Source organism: Empedobacter brevis (assembly GCF_965118635.1).
GTDB classification, from domain to species: Bacteria; Bacteroidota; Bacteroidia; order Flavobacteriales; family Weeksellaceae; genus Empedobacter; species Empedobacter brevis_A.
In genome coordinates this window covers 1-2240 of record NZ_CBCPHV010000028.1, presented here as the reverse complement: position 1 = coordinate 2240, position 2240 = coordinate 1, and the positions used below count along the sequence as shown (strand labels likewise).

General features: G+C 31.7%; 4 protein-coding genes. All 4 read left to right on the top strand.

Going from position 1 to position 2240, the window contains the following annotated elements:
* Positions 1 to 112: 112 nt before the first annotated feature.
* Positions 113 to 655, top strand: a complete 543-nt coding sequence (locus ACMHJW_RS14590; RefSeq protein WP_413534133.1) for a phage holin family protein — start codon at positions 113 to 115, stop codon at positions 653 to 655.
* Positions 633 to 932 (top strand): hypothetical protein, encoded by a 300-nt coding sequence (locus ACMHJW_RS14585; RefSeq protein WP_413534132.1) that lies wholly within the window; start codon positions 633 to 635, stop codon positions 930 to 932. The genes ACMHJW_RS14590 and ACMHJW_RS14585 overlap by 23 nt, the downstream gene beginning before the upstream one ends.
* Before the next feature lies 1 nt (position 933).
* Positions 934 to 1782: a nucleotidyltransferase gene (locus ACMHJW_RS14580; protein WP_413534131.1), complete on the top strand. Its 849-nt coding sequence runs from the start codon at positions 934 to 936 to the stop codon at positions 1780 to 1782.
* Positions 1766 to 2240 (top strand): hypothetical protein (locus ACMHJW_RS14575; RefSeq protein ID WP_413534130.1); only part of this gene is annotated, 475 nt, incomplete at its 3' end. The genes ACMHJW_RS14580 and ACMHJW_RS14575, both read left to right, overlap by 17 nt.

The following is a 2240-nucleotide window of genomic DNA, read 5'->3' as shown; positions in this document are numbered from 1 at the left end:
TTTCTGAGTACAAGTTCAAAAGGGATTTAAGAATACAACTCGAATACGATAATTACTCTACTACTGAAATTGACACAAAAGAAGGAATTGAAAACACTAAAATTACAATTTAATGAAACTAATCAACTACATATTAGACGGATTTGGCTTTAAGAATTTTCAAGATTTTATGAGTTCAACATTTGGATTTATGAATTCGCAAATCGTTTTAAAATGGGATATTATTTTGAGTACAATCATTTCAATAGTTAGTTTCTTATTTGGTTTTAATCACTTTTTTTTGTTTGCTTTTGTCATTCTGTTAGCCTTTGAATGGTACACAGGTGTCAAAGCATCTTTAAAACGTGGTGAAAAACATAAGAGTCGAAAAATGGGGCGAATGCTTTTGAAAATAGCAACTTATTTAACGCCAATTTACATCCTCAACACATTTGCATCCAATTCACAATTTCCTGTCATTATGGGCTACGAGGTTGATCCTTTTATTTGGTTGTATTGGATTTTTCTAATTGGTGTAATATGGCAATTGTTTGTTTCGCTATTAGAGAATTACAAATGCTTAGGTTACAATTGGGCTGATGTCCTTTTGAAAATTATTAACAAGAAGTTTTACCAACAATTCGATATTGAAGATGACAATCAAAGTCCTACATAATCAGACATTACTTGATATCGCTATTCAACAATACGGTTCTGCAACTATGGCAATCAATTTGGCAATTGAAAATAACTTGAGTTTAACTGAAGTAAATGAGGTTGGAACTCATTTGATTGCTCCATCAAAAGATAATGAAACAAGGCTAATAGCTGAGTATTTCCAAAATAAGGGATTAAAACCTGCAACTCAACTAACAGAAGAAATTAATGTTTTTGTTCCTTCTGAATTGGGAATCGGAAAAATGAGAGTTGGGTCAACCTTTAAAGTAAAATAATATGTTTAGAACTATTCCTGAAATACAAGAATCTATATTTAAAATGAAAGCAAGTTACGAAGAGTTGAATGGTCTAACTTCAACTTCTAAAACTGCTATTTGGCGACTGTGGATTTACATTATGGCATTTTGCATTTATACTTTAGAAAGGTTATTTGACACTCATGCTAATGAAGTAACAAAGGTTTTATCTGAACAAAAAGCACACACGCCTGCGTGGTATCGTAAACAGGCATTAGATTTTCAATTTGGATTTACATTCGATGAGAATATAGGAATTTTCGATGATGAAAATTCAACGAATGAGCAAATTGAAGCTTCTAAAATAATCAAATATTGTGCTGTCAATGAAAGTGATGATGAAAGTACTTTAGTTGTAAAAATTGCAGGTGAAACCGATGGTGTTTTAAATCCAATTACTCCAGAACAAATCACCTCATTTACTTCATACATGAAGCGTGTTCGTGATGTTGGGGTTAAGGTAAATGTCATTAATTATCCTGCTGATTATTTAAAGTTGGATTTGAAAATCGAATATGATCCGTTGGTTCTTGATGCAAATGGAATGAATCAACGTACAGGTGCTTTTCCAGTTAACAATGCATTGAATGAATTCTTAAAAGAATTGCCATTTAATGGTGAATTAATATTGGCGAAATTGGTTGATAAATTACAGCTGATTGAAGGTGTAAGAATTCCAACGATAAATGCAGCGTGGAGTAAATGGATAGATAAAGATCAATTAGATGTTTATGTTGATTATTCAGAAATACAAATAAAGCGAATTCCTGAAAGTGGATATTTTAAACTTGATTTAGAAACGACTATTGATTATGTGGCACAAAGTTAATTTTCATCAGTTGATTGTGCAATTAATGCCAACGTTCTTACGAAAACCACGTCATATTTCATTTCTGATGTTGTTTTCTACGGAAATTCAAGATGTATATAACAATTGGAAAGAAAAACGTAAACGTGATCTCATTTGGCTCAATCATAATTCGCAAGTGTTTTCAATCGAAAAAATATTGAATGATGAATTTGATAATATAGATCGTCGAATTAGAATTCTTGATTCAGTTCTCTACGAACCGCAATACGTGTGGACACTTGGAGAAAATAATCCGATGATTTTGTATAAACTAAATGAGATGCAGCCTTCAGATGTTGAGGATATATATATATGGCAGGATAATGATTACGACGGCGGTGTTGACTTTTATGTCGCATTACCATATCAAATGAATGTAGAAGCTTTAACAATTCAAATCTCAGCAGTTTTAAAACGCTACAAATTAGCAAGTAAAA